Origin of the sequence: Rhizobium sp. 25PS6, assembly GCF_032464655.1 — a bacterium.
GTDB classification, from domain to species: domain Bacteria; phylum Pseudomonadota; class Alphaproteobacteria; order Rhizobiales; family Rhizobiaceae; genus Rhizobium; species Rhizobium laguerreae.
In genome coordinates this window covers 1-18,398 of the sequence record NZ_JAWDIV010000016.1, presented here as the reverse complement: position 1 = coordinate 18,398, position 18,398 = coordinate 1, and the positions used below count along the sequence as shown (strand labels likewise).

Here is an 18,398-nt window from a genome sequence, read left to right as displayed (position 1 = left end):
GCCATGATGGCGGCTTATGCCGCCGACAAAGCTCACCGGCACATCGCGCGCGATATCGCCAAGGACATCGAGCACCCGCGTATCAAATCCAATCCTGAAATATTCGGATTTTATCCCCATCTCGCGAAAACGCGGGACGAAATGGGGGAAGGATGTCAGAATGAGGTCATAGGGTCGCAGAAAGCCGTCGGGCGGCAATGGACAAGCGATCTGCCCCACGATCAATGGTACAGTCTTTTTCAGCTCTGTCAGGGCGTGAGGCGGAAAGAAGCTGAGATCCTGGCAATAGAGTACATCCGGCTTGAATGCGCGGACCCGCGCCATCGCGACCTCGAGCAAACCAGGGAGGGCCGCAAGACGCGCGCCGATATAAGGCAGCCTGAAAAACCGATGCGGCAACTTCATCGCCCAAGGGCTGAATGGTTCGCTGTTCTCTCGCGCCCAAGCCGATTGAAGCGGAACACAATTGCCGACGATATCGATGACGTCGCACCCAAGTTGCTTCAGGTGGCGCGAATAAAAATCGGACGTGCCGAACGCTGCCTCAAGCAGAGCGTCGGTCTGCCTTTGGGAAGAGGCCGACCTCAGATCACGATTGCGACGATAATGCATCGTCAGAAATCGGGAATAGTAGGTATCGAATACGGCGATCCGCATGACGCTAAATCCTAGTTCTTTGTCGCGGAGAGTCGCAGTTCTACTAGGAGACTATCGCCCTGCCCCATGGCGTCCAGAGTTCGGTTTCCAAAGCCCATCATCACGCCGGCAAGGCGTGCGCCCCGCGAGACTGCGACGTTGCGGACCTTTTGAATAAAGCTCGGCGGCTTCTGAGAGTCGCCGCTTTCCGACCAGGTATTGGACGCCTTGCCCTCCTGTCGCTGCTCCCGAGACATTCTAAGCTGAAGCACCGACCAAAGATTGGGCGTAATCGTCCTGATGCGCTCGACGTCATAACCGGATTTTCGAGCAAGTAGAGCAAAGGACGTTCGATTGAAATGGTTCTGGTGGTATGGAATGTGCCAGTTTATCCAACGTTCTTTCCAGAGCTTGCGATGAAAGGAACCGGTATTCGGGAAAGCCAGTACGACGCGTCCGCCTCTATTGAGACGATCCTTGAGTGCCACCAGCATTGCAAGCGGATCGGGCACATGTTCGATGACCTGGTTCAGCACGATGAGGTCGAATTTCTGATCGGCGAACGGCACGTCATAGATGTTGCCTATATGAACGCGTAGAGCATATTTCTCCGCGATCGTACGAACGTTCGGATCAGCCTCGACACCCCAGCATTCCACGCCGAGCCTGCGCATCTCCAGAAGGGACAGGCACGAACCGCAGCCGATATCCAGTACCTTCTGTCCCGGCTTGGCCAGATAGTGTCCTTGGTTGTCGGTACCAGCAATCCATCGGCGGAACCCGGCGAGAGGTTTCTCGACGAGAGCAGCCTCTCTTTCCAGCGCACCAAAATCGATCTCTCGGCGGGGATAGTAATTGCTGTAGAGCGCGGGCAGATCCTCTTCCGTCAACCGCGGCGTCGTCGACATGTGACCACAGGAAACGCATCGGTCTATCGCATAGACGCCTGGGCAACCGTATCGATCATCGCTGATGCGCTCGATAAAAGTTTCCATCTTCGATCCGCATGCGATGCACTGCTGATACTGGCCGCCGCTCATATTGTTCCTTCCTTTCGTTTCGCCAATGACCTCCACGTCGAAAACGCGCGGCTGCACGAGAAATATGCCATTCGGATCGGTGCGGTCATGCGTTGCACCGGTGAGCCGACAAGCGAATAGAAAATGAGGCGCTGAAACACGTTGTGAGGCGAACGCCTGCCAAATAACTGCTTCCACCAGGAAAGTCTGGATGTGTCATTTCCATATATCGGAGGCGAATAAACGATTGCATTGCTGCTGACAACCAGGGACACTCCCGCGCGCGCGAAACGCATGGCGATTTCGTAATCAGCCATGTAGTGCGGCAGAAGGGACGGCCGCATACCGCCATATTTCCTGAACAGGGGTGCAGGATAGAGCGTTCCCCGACCACTCAGCGCATCGACGCGGTACTGGCTTTTGGGCGATCGTTTTTCCGTTTCGCTCAATTCCGAAAGCAGATCCCACACCGCAAGTCGGTTAACGTTGACCTTCGCCCCGATACTGACAAGGGGCGGATCCCGGCCCTCTTCGTGGATGACGCTTCCGACCGCGGCCTCGCCATTTTCCCTGGATGTCTGCACCAAGGTCTCAACATAATGCTCGTCGAACCAAGTATCGTTATTGAGAAATAGGACATAGTCGTCCGCTTGGCAGGACGGAAGTACGTGTTTCAGTCCTTCCTCGATGGCACCCCCCCACCAAAGATTGCCGTCGCTTCGGACTTCAACCACATCACTCTGCAACTGCAAGTATTCTGCCGTTCCATCTGTCGAACCGTCGTTGACAACGACGATTGTCAACGCAGAGAAGAGCGTCTGTCTCCTGAGGACTTCCAACACCTTTCGGGTGTGCTCCAGACGATTGAAGACAGGGATAATGACGTTCACGCGCATTCGCTAGATTTCCAGCTTCTCGAGAAACCAGCCAGCATAGGGCCATTCGTGCTGCTGAGGCGCTGGTGTCACGCCAATGCCCCAACTCTTCAATTCTTGCAAGGGCGGCGGCGTCACTAAGCCAAATGTTCCAGCGGGCTGGAAACGGTCCACAACCTCATAGCCATGCCTGGCAAAACTGTCGTGCAGTTCATCCGCATTTAAGAACCATACCGGGTAGCTCGCGCTGTAGATCCACGCCGGCACATGCTGCACAAAGGGTGCGGCTGCGACATCGAATTGCGCTGTTGTCCTGTCGATAAGTATGAACTTGACGCCTCGCGACAGAAGATCCTCGAGATATTCATGAGGATGTTCAAGATATTGAAGAACACCGGAGAGCAGAACGACGTTAGGCCTCACACGATCGACCGCCTCATCCAGGCTTTCGGAAAAGCTCAATCCTCCGTCTTCAAATTCGGCTCGGCCCGCGCTCACAAAATGAGGCTGCTCGACAACGCACCAATTCAGTTCCGCAAGATGCGCCAAGGCCGAACGGTGTTGGAAATAAGAACTTCCCAACGCGCCCCCAAAATCGACCACCCTCAAACGAAGATCGGATCGGGACGCGACATAGAGAAGCCAGGCGAGCAGAGGGTGCGAGTAGCTTCTTTCCGTGAAAACGACGGTGTCTCGCTCGTAGGAGGCACGTCCCTGAGCAACTGCGCGTGTCGCGTCAAGGGCCCTGGCAAGAATAGCAGGCGCATCATATCCCTCTGAAGCAGCCATAGCCGAGTGCCAATCATTGTGCGGCCCGTCGAAAAAGACGTTATGACGCCGAAACTCGCTCCAGATGTCCTGTTGACGGGCCTGCGGCGAATCCCGCGTCACCTCCAGCAAACAGTGAAGGCCCGGTAGCGAAAAACTAATGTGCCTCATTTCTCGAACCAGGCTTCGAACGGCCGTCGCTCAAATTCGTCCAGTGCTCCGCCGGGTGTGGAATTGAAGATGCGGATATCACTCGCTCTCGCGATATTTGCGATGGCTCGATATTGTCGCCACAGCCGTGCCGCCCGCTGAAAGTCGTCGTGACGGGTCGTGGTCGGGGTGCCGTCCGCATTTACGGTGAAATCTTTTCCCTTTTGCACCTTGAGGTCGAACGCGTATTCGTAACTTGACGACAGGAAACGATCGTGGTCGACGCCGAGCAGGATGATCTCTTTGAAACCAAGATACATTGCTATCATCAAGGTCATCACCGGCACCGACTCGACACGCGGCACCGGTCGAGAGATATCGACGATTTCCACAGATGGTCTTTCGTCGAAGCTTTCACCGAGCACGAGATACCGAACCGTTCGCCCTGAAAACAGATTGTGTTTTCGAACCAGCTCCGCTTCAGTGGAACTGAGGAACAGTTCCGCGGCGCCCAGGTGCGAATGCATCTCGTCGAACCAGCGGACCACGTCCTCCGGCGTCATCAATCCGTAGGTAATTTGCGGAACACAATGATAACGAGACTGGAACTTGTCGAAATCGGAGTGCAGGTAACCATTGGAAACGGTTATAACGGTTTCGCCCTGAAGTCGCGACAGATCCAAGCCCTTGACGCTCGGGCCATTGCCTAAAATAAAACAGCGCTGCCCCGCGTGCAGACCAACAAGCTGTCTATTTTCTGCCAGCGATCTCGCGACATCAGCAGATAACTTGTGACGATTTTTTAGCCTGCGCTTCAGCTCATGCACACCATAGGGGAGCAGCATGGAGCCAAAGGTCAAAATCTTTCTCAAAGCTGCAGCCACTTCACCACCTCAAAAACCTCCGCGTATTTTACACCGATGCGCTGGCCGGCGTTCTCGGCTTCATTGCGGAAGAAGCTCACCCATTTCCGCCCCGTGCGCTCCATCTCGGATTCATGCGCAAGGATCGCCTTTTCCTTCTGGTCCCAATGGGAGGTGATGTCGACGTAGAAATTCCCCCTGAAGTCGACTGTCGAATGATACCAATTGCTGCGATACATTAAGAGGCGGGGCACATGGCGGCAGCTGTGCAGCGATGCGCGCGACAAGGCCAGATGGTCATGGTGGATGTCTCCGACCCAGTGGGTGTAGACCATATCGATCTTCAGATCCTGCACGAGCTTGAGGATCTCGATATTCAGCGGATCGACGAATTCGATCTGAAGCGTTTTGAACTCGCCGCAAAACATCTTGTCGACGCCGAGGATTTCCATCGCAGCATCCGCTTCCGCCCTGGCGACCTGGCTGCTGCGCACGGACTGATCATACTGGTTGGAAAAGCCGGATACGGTCGCGACATAGACGTAAACCGTGTCTCCGTTTGCCGCATGGCGTGCCAGTGCACCGCCACAGCCCAGTTCCACGTCGTCAAAATGGGCACCGATCGCGAGAATATTCATTTGCAACTCCAGAGCAGGTCACGCGTGCCTGCAATACCACAATTCAATAGTGTGTCGAGGATGCTGAGATAGGGAATGAATTCGCCGAACGGCTGTGGATAAATGGGATGGACGAAATTCTGCCATATCACATGAATGCCTGCTGCTTCAAAAAGCTCCGGCTGCATATAATCCCGTGCGCCAAGGCCCGAGAGGTAACAAGTGGCCTCAACTTTTTGAAGAAGCTCAATTAGCAATTCGTTCTTGTTGCCCTCCGGCTGAAGCGTACTCGACCGCACCGTTGGAATGTCCACGTGCAGTATTTCCAGAATGCCATTTAAGAAGTGAAGGTTGAAGTCCGACATCAGATCGAAACGGACGTGCATTAGCTGTTCGATGCGAGGAAACACTTCGTTCCAGCCTGCGCATCCTCTATAGTTTTCTCGCAACAAGGACAGATTACGGTCGACCCAGGCACGATCTTCCGCCATCCTCACTGCATTTATGGGAGCGCCATAATCAGGCTTCTGAATTCCAACATTGATCCATTTTGCTCCTTGAGCCGTCTTGATCTTGTCTCTGTGAGTCCAACCTCGGCTTCCGTAGACGAAAGATACATGGTCGAGGGCGACATAAAGGTCCGCATTTAGAAAGCGTTGAAAAAAGCCGAGATACGGCGCAAAGTCCGGTTGATGAATAACTACCGTGAGCATCACTGCACCAAGCTCTCAAGAAGGTTTGCGATCCGACTATAGCCATCTAGATTGGTGCGGCTCAACGCCGTTCGGCTCATCACATCGATCGGCAAATCGACGGATAGTTTACCAAGATCCAAAGAACGGTGGTGACCTGCGAACCGGGAGAAGCCTAGCTCTTCCAAGGCGCGCCCGACCGGAATTTCAAAAAGTTCATTCGCGATGACAATTGAGGGCAGCCCACTTGCTGCTGCCTCGAAAGGGGTGAGGCCCCCGCCGGTGATTGCAAGCTCGTGCCTACTCATTTCCCATGCCATCGAAGGAACACCGTCCAGATGTTCGATGTGTGCTAAACTTGGTTCGGACAATATAGCGTCAAGCTCTTCTCGGTGCTGAAAAGCGGGGCCAGTCACGATTGTCAGCTTGAGCGGTTTGTTCCGCAACCAACGCGCGACACGAACTGTGACGCCATGGGTATCGGCTCCTCCAAGCGTCACCAGGATGGAGCCCAATCTCGTGCGTGCTCGACGGTAGCGCTCGATCTCAGGATTGAGGATCATATATTCAATACCGGTCCGTACTTCTCGCCCTTTGAGTTGAGCAGTGTTGTCAAAAACAAGCGCTCCGATATTGATGTCGGCCAATTCAGCTCCGTCTCCCCGATCGTCGAAGGTCACAAGTCTAGCTCCGGTACTCATCACCGCCTCCGCATGGGCAAAGGCAGTGTCGAGACGATCGTTGATCCACACTTCAAGCTGCTGAACTTTTTCAGTGAATGCAGCCTCCCATGAGCCGTCGGGAGCTGAAGGATCATAGATGGTGGATTCGAAGCCACGTGATTGAAGGACATTCAGTGTCGATGCATGGTCATTGACCAAAAAATGGATATCACGCCCTCGTCGACGTAGTTCCTCCGCGAGGGTCAACGAACGATACAAATGCCCCATGCCGCGCGAATGAGAACTCTCTATGCAGAAGACGAACATAAGGTGATCGCTTCTTCGGTAGTTAACCAGATCTCGGCGGCATGTCTCGCCAGCGCATCGGCTCGCCGCAAATCGTCATCGGTATCGACTGTAAGCCGCAAGCCGGGGGCAGTCTTTGCGGTTGAGACATCCAGTTCCCCGATCAAAAAGAGTTCTGGCCGGTCGATAAAGTATTCGTTGACGTGTTCGCGGTGATGCGGCAGCAACCCTTCCCGATGACTGCGTTCCAATGCCACGAAAGTGAATATCTCAGCACCGACGCCTACAGGTAGGTGGCCAAAAGCGTGGGTATAATCATAGCCCCCACTCCGGTGAAAATCAATTAAGCGGTCCAGTTCAGCAACATCTGTAAATGGGTTGTCGGCCGTCAGCCGCACTATATCAGTGAAGCCATAGGTTTTTGCACATTGATAATAACGGTCGAGGACATCCATCTCCTGGCCGCGAAAGCATTTCACATTATTCTCGCGGCACCAGCGTTCGATGATTTCATCTTCGGGCCCTTGTCCAGTTGCGACAACGATCTCGGCGTCGTTGCGCAGCATGACCAATCGGCCAACTACATGAGAGATTAGTGGCTTGCCATTGAGCAGGCGCATCACCTTGCCAGGCAGACGAGTTGAACCCATCCGAGCCTGCACGATTATTCCCAGCGTCAATTCAAATCATCCCACTTCAGCACCGCGTCCTCGCTCATATCCCTTGCGAGCTTGCGTCCCATTACCTGATCGAAGTCCTTTGGTGCGATACCATAGCCGGGCCTCTTGATTGCGATGTCAGAGGTGCCAATCGTGTCACCTGCCTTCATAGCCCTGCTCAAGATCACGCTCTTTCGGTTGTTGATACGGGTCGTCGCCTCACTTGCCGCAGGCTCCTTCACACCGCTGCCGCGCATAATTTCGAACGACCTGATGGCATCAACCAACCAACTCATTTCTTCGGGATCGGCAGACAGCATATGATCGGGACCTTCGGCCTTCTTGTCGTAAGTGAAATGTCGCTCAATGACACGCGCGCCCATGGAGGCAGCGCAGAGGCTGGCTATCGGAGTCAGGGTGTGATCCGAATAACCTACATCGATACCAGGGAAGGCCTGGATCATGGCCTGCATTGCACCCAGATTGACATTTTCAGCATGGGTAGGATAGCTGGTGATTGCATGCAACAAGATCAATTTTTCATTGCCCGCTGCCTTGATGACCGCCACAGATTCTTTGACTTCATCCATCGTACACATGCCAGTTGAAAGGATGATCGGCTTTTTGGTCTTTGCCAAGTAACGCAAGAAAGGCAGATTTACTGCATCGTCCGAGCCGACTTTGTGCGCACCCACCCCGCACTTTTCCAGAAGATCCACGTCAGTTTCATGAGATGGCGTGGAAAACCAATCAAGTCCATGCCCTTCGGCATAGCGGAACACGGCTTCATGCAAGTCCAAGTCGACCTCGTACTTGCGGAACAGGTCGAATTGGGAGGTAACCCCCGTATTCTCCATATCGAAGATTGCATGCTTGCTCGAAATGGTCGCGGCCCGATAGGTCTGAAGTTTTACCGCATCGACGTTCGCCTTCTTGGCCTCGTCAATCAGACGCTTCGCCTGCTCTAAAGTTGTGAAATTGCCACCGATCTCGGCAATAATATAGCATCTGTCTTGTCTATAATTGCGGAACATTTACCACTCCCTAATTTTGCGCCCGAGCAGGGACATCACCGCGATTGCGTAGTCGGGTAACTCCGCGCACCACGGCATAGCTACCGAATGCCGCACCGTTTCTGGCGCGGGTGTTAATCAAAGTTGTTGCTTCCTCGCCGGCCCATATGCTGTTGCCGATGAACATCTGCTCAATTTCGACGCTCTCAAAGATCGGCTGATCGGCGGCCTTTTCACGATAGTGGTCAATTATCTGCACATCGCAGCCCATAAACGCTGTGCTCTCGATGGTGATGTTATTACACCGCTCTAATGTTTCAGCGCCGGTCAAAATTATCACCGATGACGAGCTTATATTCCGACGTGATCAATCCATAGGAAAGCATAGTTCCGTATACTTCGACGTCACATTACTTACCGACTTCCTGAATACGATCGATATAGTTACGCACGATCACCTTCCGGCCAGCAATTTCCACTGTCTCGTCATTTGTCAATCGCGGCAGATAGCACCGGCGGCAAACCTCACTCTTCATAAAGCCTTGCGGCTCCTTGTGCAGATCGCGCACAGCCTGCATCTTCTCTCCGTGCCAGATTTCATGAACAGTCTGCTTATTGGCATCGCCGATAAGCTCTTTGTTTTCCTCGTCGTTCGAGCATTTCATGACAAGTCCATCAGCGCCAATGACGAGGCGTTGATACTGCTGTGGGCAAGTGAAATTGTCGAGATACTGGATCTCCGTATCTTTCCACAAGTAATCGATCAGCGGATTGAAGGCGACAAGATCCACGTGAGGTGCAAAGGTTTCATAATAGAGATCCGGATTTTCCCTGATCGCCGGCCAGATGCCCTGCACCTTAATGACCGGACGGTGGAGCCCGCGCTCGTCTTTGTACTTCTTGATGTCCTTGATCTTGTCGAGTAGGGCCTCGAACTTGATCGGCTTGCGGATCTTTTCGTAGGTCTCACCGGTGCCGTCGATCGAAACGGTGATCCAGTCGATGCCGGCATCGACGAGTTGAGCGAAATAGTCTCTGTTAAGCTTGAAGCCGTGCGTGAGGGTCGAGACTTCCTTGATCCCATGGTCCTTGGCATAGCGCACGCAGTCAGCAAAGCGCTTATGCAACGTAGCCTCGCCCCGCAGCGACAGACGGATCGCAGGAACCTTGCCGCCGATCTCATCGATGATGCGGCAGTAGAGATCCCAGTCCATCCGCGTCGTGTTCACACTTTTCTTGAACTCGTCGCTGATCGTATAGCACATCGGGCAGCGCAGATTGCAGATCGACGCCAGCTCGAGATCGACCAGCAGCGGATAATCCGAAACCTGCTGGTTCAGGGCATTTTCTGACCATTTGCGACGGTAATCCGCGTATTCTGCTTCCCATCCTTCGCCACGGAATTTGTCGAACGCGGCTTCGCGCTCGTCCGTGTCCATCGAGTAGTTGCCCTTGTTGATCGGGACGTAACGCTCGTTCAATTTACGACTCCTTCATCATCGCGCGCATCCCGGCCGGCAGATCCCATTCCGGCCGCCATCCGAGAACGGTGCGAGCCCGCGTGATATCGGCCCGCACGTCAGGTATTTCATTCCGCCGAACTGTGCAAGATGACACTACAGGTAGAGCAGTGCCGGCAGCTTCTTGCAAGATGTCGATTATTTCCCGCACCGAATACGACATTCCGGAGCCGATATTGATGCAATGGTAGCCTTCCGCGAGGTCCATGGCCTTGGCAAAGGCGCTCAGGACATCGTCAACGAAGATATAGTCACGCCGGGGACTGAGATCCAGGACCTGTATTTCCTGCTTGGTCCGTATCTGGTTCAGAAGCGTCGGTATCAGAAATTCGGGTCGCTGCCCTGCGCCATATATATTGAAAAGACGCAATACCACCACCGGTATCTGCTCGTGCGTGGCGGCGAACTCACAAAGCTGTTCGGCAAGATGTTTGGAAAGAGCGTAAGGATTGTTCGGCCTGACCGGATCGCTTTCATGGATCGGCAGCCGGTCAGGCGCTCCGTAAACATAGGCGCTTGCGAACACGAGTTTGGCCCTGTGTCGCTTGCACCAGTTCAAAGCGTGTTGCGTTCCGAGAACGTTGGCGGCCGTGAAACTCGGTCCTTGGCTCCAGCTATCTGGAACGAATGTCCTGCCGGCAAGGTGAAACAGCGTGCGTGCGGCGGGAAGCTCCTGCCAAAGCTGCTCTTCGCTTATATCTCCATGTGTCCGGTCAAGCGCAAGCACGTCAAAACCGGCCTCCTTGAGCCGTCTGACCAGACGGCTCCCGAGAAAACCGCCAGCACCGGTGACGATGGCATCAACCATTCAAGAACCTGGACCGCATGGATTCGAACTGCTCGATCGCCAAGGCATAATCGTCAGGCCGCCCGATATCGAGCCAATAGCCCGCAAAATCTCGAACCGTGGCCGGCTTGCCGGCCGCAAGAAGTTCAAGCATCAGCTGATCGAAGCCGTAGGCACCACCTTGTGGTATGTGCTCGACGGCCCTCGAAGACACCATGTAGACGCCCATGCTGACTTTGTATTCGGCCGTTGGTTTCTCTCGAAAGCCGGTCAGCAGCCCGGCCTCGCCGGTGTCAAGAACGCCATAGTCTATGCGATGCTGACGCGTCTTGGACGAGATCGTGAATATATTCCCGTCGCGGACGTGAGCATCATGAAAATCGGCATAGTTGAGATCCGTCAGAATGTCGCCGTTCATCACCAGGAAATTCTCGGGCAGATCCTCTATCAGCCGCAGCGGCCCCATGGTGCCAAGGGGCTCGTCCTCGAGCGAGTAGTCGATGCGTACACCCCACTTGTCGCCATCCTGGAAAAAAGCCTTGATCAGCTCGGCCTGATGGTTGACGGCAAGCGTTATATGCTGAAATCCGCCCGATATCAGCTGACGAATGATCACCTCAAGAATAGGATAATCACCGATCGGCATCAGTGGCTTGGGAAGCACGACAGTATAGGGCCGCAACCGCGTTCCCATTCCGCCCGCCAGAATGACCGCACGCCTAGACATTGAAGATATCCGCCTTGTATCTCGCCAGGTTCTGCGGCTGACGCAGCCAGTCGATCGTCGCTTTCAGACCATCTTCCAAGCTGTAACGCGGCGAAAATCCTGTCAGAGACTTAATCAGGCTGTTGTCGCAACACAAACGTTCCACTTCGCTATTTGCCGGACGCAAACGCTGTTCATCGCATTCGATCTCCACGCTGACGCCGATGATGTCGGCGATCAGCCGAACGGTATCGCCGATCGATATTTCGCTGCCGGAGCCGATATTGACCGTCTGGCCGATGGCCTCGTCGCAGGTTGCGAGCGCCACAAAGCCGTCGCATGTATCCTGCACGAAATTGAAATCCCGCGTGGGTGACAGCGAACCTAGTTTCAGCGTCGTCCGTCCGCTCAGAAGCTGCGAAATCACAGTCGGAATAACCGCCCTTGCAGATTGTCGCGGGCCGAAAGTGTTGAAAGGCCGTGCGATCGTCACCGGTAGGTCAAAACTCGAATGATAACTGTATGCCATCGCGTCAGCACCGATTTTGGACGCCGAATAGGGCGACTGGGCCTGCAGGGGATGGCTTTCGCTGATCGGCACAAAACGCGCCGTGCCGTAGACTTCGCTCGTCGAGGTCTGGATGACACGGCCAACGCCGGCATCGAGAGCGCCCTGAAGCACATTCAACGTGCCATGCACATTGGTATCAACGTAACTTGACGGTGCCTGATAGGAGTAGGGAATGGCGATAAGCGCGGCCAGGTGAAATATCGTATCCACGTCTTTGGCAACGGTGCGCATCTGAGCTGGATCGCGGACGTCGCCGAGGATTACCTCAAATTTGCCGCGGTATTCAGACTGGTCAAGCCAGCCCCAGCTGGAAAACGAATTGTACTGGCAGAGGGCACGAACTTCGACACCCGACCTGACCAGCGTCTCGACAAGATGAGAGCCGATAAACCCATCCGCCCCAGTGACAAGCGCTTTCTTCATTTCAAAATACCCTCAGAATCGCGCAGGAAGAGCTTCTCCACTTCCCAAGGCAATTGGATCGCCGAAATCGATGGCTTCCGTTGCTGACCAAGCATCTGGATAATTCCTACATTATCCTCCACGTCAAATCGGATGCCCTCGGCGACCGAATAGATCGAGAACCGGCTCGATATGCCAAGTCGCAGGTAGAAGGTTCCCGTGTTGAGGAGATATCCCGGAAATTTGACGCGAGCTCTATAGTAACCGGCTGGCCGGGTATCCAAGCGACCGACGTCGAGTTCGGGATCGGATAGGCTGACGAGCGTGGTGTAGCCGTCTTCCATCTTGATCTGCATCCCGACCGATAAGCCGGAAAGAGGCTCCCTCAATTCGTATTCGACCTCGACCGAGAATCCCTTCGAAAGCTCCAGTGTTCCAGAAACTTCATCCTTGTCGTTCAGTACCGCGACACGGCAGATGATCGCCTTTCCGTCGACGTCCTCGGGATTGACCGAGTAGCTTGCTGTACCACCGAATTCCGGGCGATCGAGATAAGCCTTTATCACATCTGCGGTATCGCCCATCGCGGCGACCTTGCCATCGGCCATTAGAATCGATTTCGGGCAGATGCTGCTGATCGCAGTCATATTGTGGCTGACAAAGAGAATCGTTCGACCGGTCTTCGTGACTTCCTGCATGCGCCCCATGCATTTGTTCTGGAAGTTGACGTCTCCGACCGCCAGCACCTCGTCAACCAGAAGAATCTCCGGCTCAAGATGCGCGGCGACGGAGAAAGCCAGACGCACATACATCCCAGATGAATATCGCTTCACCGGCGTGTCGATAAATTCGCCGATTTCGGCAAATTCGACGATCTCCTCGAATTTAGATCTGACTTCGGCGCGGCTCATGCCAAGGATGGCGCCGTTGAGATAGACGTTCTCTCGACCGGTGAGCTCAGGATGAAATCCGGTGCCGACCTCAAGCAAGCTGGCAATTCTGCCCCGGATACCGATGAAACCCGAATTGGGCATTGTGATACGTGACATTACTTTCAGCAGCGTAGATTTTCCGGCGCCGTTTCTGCCGATAATTCCGACGATCTCGCCGTGCCCGACCTCGAAGGAGACATCATCAAGCGCATGAAAGATGTCGCCCTTCAATCGCGACTGCTTTCTCGTGTCGGAGGCATAGTCGGATACAGAAACATTCGGATCCGGAAGATTGCGCCACCTAGCCCACCAACTCTGAAGGTCGCGATAAAGCGTGCCGTGATTGATCACGCCGAGGCGATACAGCTTGCTGACGTGCTCCGCTCGAATAACAACATCGTTCATCAGACGGTATCCATCGCGTTAGCTTCCGCCCGTGAGAAAAGTGCCAGCCCGCATACCGTGATCGCAACGGTCACCGCTAGATTGGCAAGACAGAGAGTGACGGGCAAAGCTGAAGCGTCAAAGAGCGCCCAACGGAAAATCTGAACCGGTGTCGTCATTGGATTGATGTAGTAGAACCAATGATACCGTTCCGGGATCTGACTGAATGGATACACGATCGGCGTAGCGTACATCCAGAGTTGCGTCATAAATCCGACGGCATAGACGAGATCGCGAAAACGCACCGTCAGAGCGGAAACGACCAGTCCAGCACCAATACCCAGCACTGCAATGTAGAGCAGGACCAATGGCGTCAAAAACAGGAAACGATAGCTCAATGCCAGATCGGGGTTCGCAATCTTGATCCCAAAGGCAACCGTGAGCAGTAGCAGGAATTGGATGGCAAAGGCGACAACACCACTCATCGCAACGGACAGTGGCACCACAAGCCTGGGGAAATAGACTTTTCCGAACAGATTGGCGTTCTTCGAAAAGACTTCGGAGTTATTGGTCAGACACGCAGCAAAATAGCTCCAGACGATCGTACCCGACATGTAAAATAGGAAGGGCGGAAGACCATCCGTGGAAAGATTGGCTATTTTTCCGAACACGACATAATAGGTCATCGCCGTCAGCGACGGTTGGATGATGTACCAGACAGGGCCCAAAATGGTTTGTTTGTAGAATGTCGTGAAATCTCGCTTGAAGAACATCCAGATGAGATTGCGATATCGCCAGACAAGGCCAAGATCCGGCGCACTGCCCTTCGAGGGCCTGATAATGATATCCCAATCTTCCTCGCGTGCGGAGGTCGATTCCTTCAGGTGCTCTGTCATGCGGTCAACTTCAACTTTTCGGGGAGCGCGGCAAACAGGCTGCAGACTCGCTCGATCTCAACGCTGCTATGCCCCGCCGAAATAGGCAGGCTCAGTTCGGTGGCGTGCAGTTCATCGGCGATGGGATAATTGCCGGATAAAATTCCTTGCATTGCCTTCTGCCGATGCGGCGCGATCGGGTAATGGATCTCGGTTTTCACCCCGTTATCGAGCAGCCACTGACGCAATTCGTCACGGTCTGGGTGACGTATTCCGAAGATATGAAATACATCATACTCGGAAGAACGGCGAAGCGGTTGCGTCAGCCATTCAGGCAGATTGGCGAAATAGAGGTTCGCCAGCGCGCGCTTATGTTCAGTGACTTGATCGAGGTGACGCAGTTTAACCCGCAGGAATGCCGCCTGCATCTCATCAAGCCTGGAATTCACGCCGATATAAAGGTTTTCATATTTTTTCTTCGAGCCGTAATTGCGCATATGCCTAAGGCGATCCGCAAACTCATCATCGTCCGTGACGATCGCACCGGCATCTCCCAGAGCACCAAGATTCTTGGTCGGATAAAAGCTGAAGCAGCCGGCGATTCCAAAGGTTCCCGTCAGCCTGCCATCATAGCGCGCGCCATGCGACTGAGCGCAATCCTCGATCACCCGCAAACCATACTCGCTCGCAAACGCGGCGATCTCGGTCATCCGGCAGGCTTTCCCGAAAAGATGCGTCACACATATTGCGCGGGTGTTGTGTGTCAGCGCCGCATGAAGACAGTCTGGATCTATATTGAAAGTATCTCGCTCGGGCTCCACCAGGACCGGAATGTGACCCGCGCGGAGAATTGCCAGGATCGTCGCAATATAGGTATTGGATGCGACCATGATCTCGCTGCCCTTGGGCAGATCGAGCGCTTCGATTGACAGGATCAAAGCATCCAGCCCATTGGCCACGCTAATGCAATGTTTGCTTTCGGCGAAAGTCGCAAATTCGGATTCGAATGAGGAGACCTCGTTCCCAAGAATGTACCATCCGGAACGAATGACACGGGAAGCGACTGCCTCCAACTCTTCCATCAGTGCACGGTTGGCCTGCGCAAGACTTTCATACTCGATCATTTCAAAGCCGCTCATAGGGAGTGTGGATGTAGTCGTCCTTGTCGTATCCGTGAGAGGCAAAAACGAGCAGGATTGAATCCTGACCGAAGGTCATTTCGTGCCAGTCCTTTGGCTCTACCAGCAAGCATTGGTCTGGCGATGACAAGGTGATGTCTTCCCGGGTTTGACCATCGTCCATCGATACCACCACGGATCCCGAAAGCGCCACTAACGCCTGCCGGGTCTCGTGATGACGATGCCCACCCCGCTTATGCCCGTCAGCCCCATAGATCCAGAAACTTCTGATGATCGGAAAGGGCAGTATTCCGTCCATGACGGTCAGCATGCCGCGTGTGTCGGACATCGTCTTTAGCGTAAGCAAGGTAAAAGCAGACAAGATTGGTTTCCAGTTGGCGCCTCAGCCGGTCGGGAAATGCGGAGCTGGCTCCCTGACCAGGCTGATCAGGTATCGACCGTAGGAGCTCTTTTCAAGTGGAGCCGCAAGCCTTTCCAATTGCTCGGCGTCGATATAACCCAAATGATAGGCGATTTCTTCGGGACAGGCGATCTTCAGCCCCTGACGCCTCTCGATGGTGGCAATGAATTGACTGGCTTCCAGCAGGGAATCGTGGGTGCCGGTGTCGAGCCAGGCATGCCCTCTGCCGAGGACAGCGACGTTCAACCGGCCCGCCGATAAATAGTGTCGGTTGATATCGGTAATTTCGGTCTCACCGCGGGGCGAGGGTTTCAAACCCGCCGCAATATCAACAACGTCATTATCGTAGAAATACAATCCGGTCACAGCATAGGCGGAGCGAGGCTTGGATGGCTTTTCTTCCAAGCTCAGCACCTTGCCTTGGCTGTCAAATTCCACCACACCATATCGCTCGGGATCGTGAACCTGATACGCGAAAATGGTTGCTTCGTCTGACCGTTCCGAAGCCGCGGACAAGTCATGCGTCAGGAGATTGCCGTAGAAGATATTGTCTCCGAGCACGAGGGCGGTTGCCTCTCGCCCGATGAATTCCCTGCCGATCGAGAATGCCTGGGGAATTCCTTCCGGCGCGGCCTGAACGGCGTATTGAAGATTCAATCCCCACTGCGCGCCATCACCAAGCAGTTGTTCAAAGCGCGGCGTGTCCTGCGGCGTCGAGATAATCAAGATATCCCGGATTCCCGCAAGCATGAGCGTCGACAGGGGATAATAGATCATCGGTTTGTCAAAAACCGGAAGAAGTTGCTTCGAAATGGCGAGGGTCGCGGGATGGAGCCGAGTGCCTGAGCCCCCCGCGAGCAATATGCCCTTGCGCAGTTTTTTCTTCGAAGACAAGAGACCTCCTGCAACCGGTAAATCCGCGCGCATTCGCGAGGTTGTCGTTATGACGATCGCTATTTGACAGTGCTCACTACAGATAGATTGATGCGCATGCAATGCACTTAGCGAGATGAGGAGCCGCCACCGCTCATCAATCAGGCGTTGATCCAGGATAACTTGCAGTACTCGATTGCGGTACTGCCTTTCCGTCTGATACGGGTCGGCTTACTATCGCCTTTTGAAATATGAGCAAGATACCGTTAGATGGCTGCAGATACTGCCAATCCAAGCTCCCCCCGGATAAGTCTCATCACCGTTTGCTGGAACGCCGAGGGGACCATTGCCGATACGTTGCGGTCCATCGACACGCAAACCTACCGCGATTTCGAACACATCATCATCGACGGCGGCTCACAAGATTCTACGCTCGCCATCATCGCTTCGGCGCCGGCGGAGAACCGCCGTGTGCTTTCGGGACCGGATGGAGGTATCTATGAGGCGATGAACAAAGGAATTGGTCTAGCAACCGGCGATATTATCGGGTTCCTGAATGCGGACGATATTTTCGAGAGCAGCGACTCCCTCGGAACTGTGGCGGCTGCGCTGGAAGATCAAGCATATGACGGCTGCTACGGCGATCTCGTCTATGTTTCCAACCGGCATGTCGATCGCAAGATCCGTTACTGGAAATCGCGTGCATTCAAATCCGGTTCTTTCGCACGCGGCTGGTGTCCGCCGCATCCGACATTCTATGTTCGACGTAGCATTTATGAACAGTTCGGGCGGTTCGATCTGCGTTACCGGCTTGCAGCCGACGTCGAGCTTATGATGCGATTTTTGGAAGTCGCGCGGATCAGAACAATCTATATCCCGCGAGTCCTGGTCAGAATGCGCTTAGGGGGCGCCACGAACAAGAACGTTCAAAATATATCGCGTCAGAACAAGGAGGTGCTGTCCGCCCTTGCCGACAACGGCCTGAAGGTCTCAACATCGATGTTCTGGGCCTTTAAGATCGTGAACCGGTTGGGCCAGTTCCTGATGCGCAATCGATCGCAGGATTTATCAGAGTAAATCCACGCGGCCGCCGATAGCCGGTTTCACACCGCCACCCTCCCCGAACCCGTCCGCAATCGCCGTCATCCTCTCCGCCACAGCATTCCCGATCTCCCCCGGGCGTTTACCAGGAGGTCCGATTGGGTTCACGCAAAAAGAAAATCCCCCGAGTCTAGGCTCGTCAAGGCTACGTTCCTCAACACTATGGTGTTGTCGATGTCGGCTGTAACGATTGTATCGTTGCCATACTGACTGGATGCAGCAAAAAGCGATTCCCAGTCGGCGAAAATGTTGTGATCGATTCTGATCGTGTCGTGCGCCGTGCCGGTTGCCATGAAGTCTATGATCGTGTCGTGGCCCCAGTTCAGCAAATAAACGAACAAGTCTGCCGCGTCGCCACCAACGAGGATATCATTGCCGGCGCCACCGGCAATGGTGTCGGCCCCGCTACCGCCGACGATTAGGTTGTCCAGCGAGTTTCCTGTTCCGG

General features: G+C 54.3%; 21 protein-coding genes and 1 pseudogene. 2 read left to right on the top strand and 20 right to left on the bottom strand.

Annotated elements, in window-relative coordinates:
- The first annotated feature begins 3 nt into the window (after window positions 1-3).
- Window positions 4-672 carry a hypothetical protein gene (locus RWK44_RS22460; RefSeq protein ID WP_260692132.1) on the top strand — a complete coding sequence of 223 codons (669 nt, stop codon included), beginning with the start codon at window positions 4-6 and terminating at the stop codon, window positions 670-672.
- On the opposite strand, the gene RWK44_RS22455 is transcribed toward RWK44_RS22460, so the two are convergent.
- The 19 genes from RWK44_RS22455 to rfbA form a co-directional block, all read right to left on the bottom strand.
- Window positions 669-1,676 (bottom strand): class I SAM-dependent methyltransferase, encoded by a 1,008-nt coding sequence (locus RWK44_RS22455; protein ID WP_131666749.1) that lies wholly within the window; start codon window positions 1,674-1,676, stop codon window positions 669-671. The genes RWK44_RS22460 and RWK44_RS22455 overlap by 4 nt on opposite strands.
- Window positions 1,673-2,551 (bottom strand): glycosyltransferase family 2 protein, encoded by an 879-nt coding sequence (locus RWK44_RS22450; protein ID WP_316029398.1) that lies wholly within the window; start codon window positions 2,549-2,551, stop codon window positions 1,673-1,675. Before RWK44_RS22450 ends, RWK44_RS22455 begins: the two co-directional genes overlap by 4 nt.
- Before the next feature lie 3 nt (window positions 2,552-2,554).
- Window positions 2,555-3,469, bottom strand: coding sequence for a TIGR04325 family methyltransferase (locus RWK44_RS22445; RefSeq protein ID WP_316029397.1), 915 nt, complete (start codon window positions 3,467-3,469; stop codon window positions 2,555-2,557).
- Window positions 3,466-4,332: a hypothetical protein gene (locus RWK44_RS22440; protein ID WP_316029396.1), complete on the bottom strand. Its 867-nt coding sequence runs from the start codon at window positions 4,330-4,332 to the stop codon at window positions 3,466-3,468. The genes RWK44_RS22445 and RWK44_RS22440 overlap by 4 nt, the downstream gene beginning before the upstream one ends.
- The gene (locus RWK44_RS22435; RefSeq protein WP_018070242.1) at window positions 4,317-4,949 is read right to left on the bottom strand and encodes a PIG-L deacetylase family protein; all 633 of its coding nucleotides are present in this window, start codon (window positions 4,947-4,949) and stop codon (window positions 4,317-4,319) included. The genes RWK44_RS22440 and RWK44_RS22435 overlap by 16 nt, the downstream gene beginning before the upstream one ends.
- Entirely contained in the window at window positions 4,946-5,644 is a 699-nt protein-coding gene (locus RWK44_RS22430; protein ID WP_316029395.1) for a WbqC family protein, read from the bottom strand. The genes RWK44_RS22435 and RWK44_RS22430 overlap by 4 nt, the downstream gene beginning before the upstream one ends.
- On the bottom strand, window positions 5,641-6,609 hold the full coding sequence (locus tag RWK44_RS22425; protein WP_316029394.1) for a PseG/SpsG family protein: 969 nt from the start codon (window positions 6,607-6,609) through the stop codon (window positions 5,641-5,643). Before RWK44_RS22425 ends, RWK44_RS22430 begins: the two co-directional genes overlap by 4 nt.
- Window positions 6,591-7,268, bottom strand: coding sequence for a cytidylyltransferase domain-containing protein (locus RWK44_RS22420; RefSeq protein ID WP_316029393.1), 678 nt, complete (start codon window positions 7,266-7,268; stop codon window positions 6,591-6,593). The genes RWK44_RS22425 and RWK44_RS22420 overlap by 19 nt, the downstream gene beginning before the upstream one ends.
- Entirely contained in the window at window positions 7,265-8,281 is a 1,017-nt protein-coding gene (locus RWK44_RS22415) for an N-acetylneuraminate synthase family protein (RefSeq protein WP_316029392.1), read from the bottom strand. Before RWK44_RS22415 ends, RWK44_RS22420 begins: the two co-directional genes overlap by 4 nt.
- A gap of 10 nt (window positions 8,282-8,291) precedes the next feature.
- The gene (locus RWK44_RS22410) at window positions 8,292-8,591 is read right to left on the bottom strand and encodes a hypothetical protein (protein WP_316029391.1); all 300 of its coding nucleotides are present in this window, start codon (window positions 8,589-8,591) and stop codon (window positions 8,292-8,294) included.
- 79 nt (window positions 8,592-8,670) lie between these two features.
- On the bottom strand, window positions 8,671-9,741 hold the full coding sequence (locus RWK44_RS22405) for a radical SAM/SPASM domain-containing protein (protein ID WP_316029390.1): 1,071 nt from the start codon (window positions 9,739-9,741) through the stop codon (window positions 8,671-8,673).
- 1 nt (window position 9,742) lies between these two features.
- Window positions 9,743-10,588 (bottom strand): NAD-dependent epimerase/dehydratase family protein, encoded by an 846-nt coding sequence (locus RWK44_RS22400; RefSeq protein ID WP_316029389.1) that lies wholly within the window; start codon window positions 10,586-10,588, stop codon window positions 9,743-9,745.
- Complete coding sequence (locus tag RWK44_RS22395) at window positions 10,581-11,294, bottom strand: nucleotidyltransferase family protein (RefSeq protein ID WP_316029388.1); 714 nt, start codon at window positions 11,292-11,294, stop codon at window positions 10,581-10,583. The genes RWK44_RS22400 and RWK44_RS22395 overlap by 8 nt, the downstream gene beginning before the upstream one ends.
- Window positions 11,287-12,267, bottom strand: coding sequence for an NAD-dependent 4,6-dehydratase LegB (locus tag RWK44_RS22390; RefSeq protein ID WP_316029387.1), 981 nt, complete (start codon window positions 12,265-12,267; stop codon window positions 11,287-11,289). Before RWK44_RS22390 ends, RWK44_RS22395 begins: the two co-directional genes overlap by 8 nt.
- Window positions 12,264-13,583, bottom strand: coding sequence for an ABC transporter ATP-binding protein (locus tag RWK44_RS22385; protein WP_131666759.1), 1,320 nt, complete (start codon window positions 13,581-13,583; stop codon window positions 12,264-12,266). Before RWK44_RS22385 ends, RWK44_RS22390 begins: the two co-directional genes overlap by 4 nt.
- Complete coding sequence (locus tag RWK44_RS22380; RefSeq protein WP_168256684.1) at window positions 13,583-14,458, bottom strand: ABC transporter permease; 876 nt, start codon at window positions 14,456-14,458, stop codon at window positions 13,583-13,585. Before RWK44_RS22380 ends, RWK44_RS22385 begins: the two co-directional genes overlap by 1 nt.
- Window positions 14,455-15,561, bottom strand: a complete 1,107-nt coding sequence (locus RWK44_RS22375) for a DegT/DnrJ/EryC1/StrS family aminotransferase (protein ID WP_131666761.1) — start codon at window positions 15,559-15,561, stop codon at window positions 14,455-14,457. Before RWK44_RS22375 ends, RWK44_RS22380 begins: the two co-directional genes overlap by 4 nt.
- Window position 15,562: 1 nt before the next feature.
- Window positions 15,563-15,937: a sugar 3,4-ketoisomerase gene (locus RWK44_RS22370; protein ID WP_020048550.1), complete on the bottom strand. Its 375-nt coding sequence runs from the start codon at window positions 15,935-15,937 to the stop codon at window positions 15,563-15,565.
- A gap of 21 nt (window positions 15,938-15,958) precedes the next feature.
- The gene (rfbA, locus tag RWK44_RS22365) at window positions 15,959-16,870 is read right to left on the bottom strand and encodes a glucose-1-phosphate thymidylyltransferase RfbA (RefSeq protein ID WP_020048549.1); all 912 of its coding nucleotides are present in this window, start codon (window positions 16,868-16,870) and stop codon (window positions 15,959-15,961) included.
- Window positions 16,871-17,119: 249 nt separating this feature from the next.
- On the opposite strand from rfbA, the gene RWK44_RS22360 reads away from it, so the two are divergent.
- Window positions 17,120-17,926, top strand: coding sequence for a glycosyltransferase family 2 protein (locus tag RWK44_RS22360; RefSeq protein ID WP_316029386.1), 807 nt, complete (start codon window positions 17,120-17,122; stop codon window positions 17,924-17,926).
- Window positions 17,927-18,054: 128 nt separating this feature from the next.
- Here the strand turns inward: RWK44_RS22360 and RWK44_RS22355 are convergent.
- A pseudogene (locus RWK44_RS22355) lies at window positions 18,055-18,398 on the bottom strand (hypothetical protein); the annotation flags it as partial.